Genomic DNA, 495 nt, shown 5'->3' on the forward strand with positions numbered 1-495 from the left:
ATAAGATCTAAAAAATTGTTTAAGGACTGAAATGAATTGGAAATTATTAATCTGCTCTATTCTTTTGACAGGAGTCTTTTTCTTAACTTTAATGTTTTATCTAGGTTTTGATTTAGATACGTTCAAAAAAGTCGCTCTAATACAAAGTTTATTAGTTGCTGCGGCTATGATATTTGACTCTATGGAACGAAAGAATAATCCTATTTTTCCGGGATGTATCGTGTATCCCTTAATTGGGATTGTATTTGTTTTAGGATTTACACCTATTTTAGACTTTTTTGCTGAAAGACCTAAAGGATTTCATAGTTGGGATATTCGGAATATGTTTGAGATCAACTCTAGCCGTGCAGACTATCAATTTAGGAAACTGGCTTGGTATGGCAAAGCTTATATACAGTTAGGCTTTGCTATGATAGGTGGATTTTTAGGCTTATTTTTTCATTTAATTTTTAGAAATAGTTGAGTTAGTGTTATCTTCTTCTGTTAGGTGAAAAG

At 31.5% G+C, this 495-nt stretch carries 1 protein-coding gene; it reads left to right on the forward strand.

All coding sequences use genetic code 11. From position 1 onward, the window contains the following. Positions 1–31 precede the first annotated feature (31 nt). The gene (locus NL42_RS19615; protein ID WP_461314023.1) at positions 32–463 is read left to right on the forward strand and encodes a hypothetical protein; all 432 of its coding nucleotides are present in this window, start codon (positions 32–34) and stop codon (positions 461–463) included. The last annotated feature ends 32 nt before the right edge of the window (positions 464–495 follow it).

This window comes from Acinetobacter sp. GN11 (genome assembly GCF_054823985.1).

Bases quoted from the DNA above. Each gene is read 5' to 3' on its own strand.
- NL42_RS19615 (WP_461314023.1), top strand. From the start codon at position 32: ATGAATTGGAAATTATTAATCTGCTCTATTCTTTTGACAGGAGTCTTT.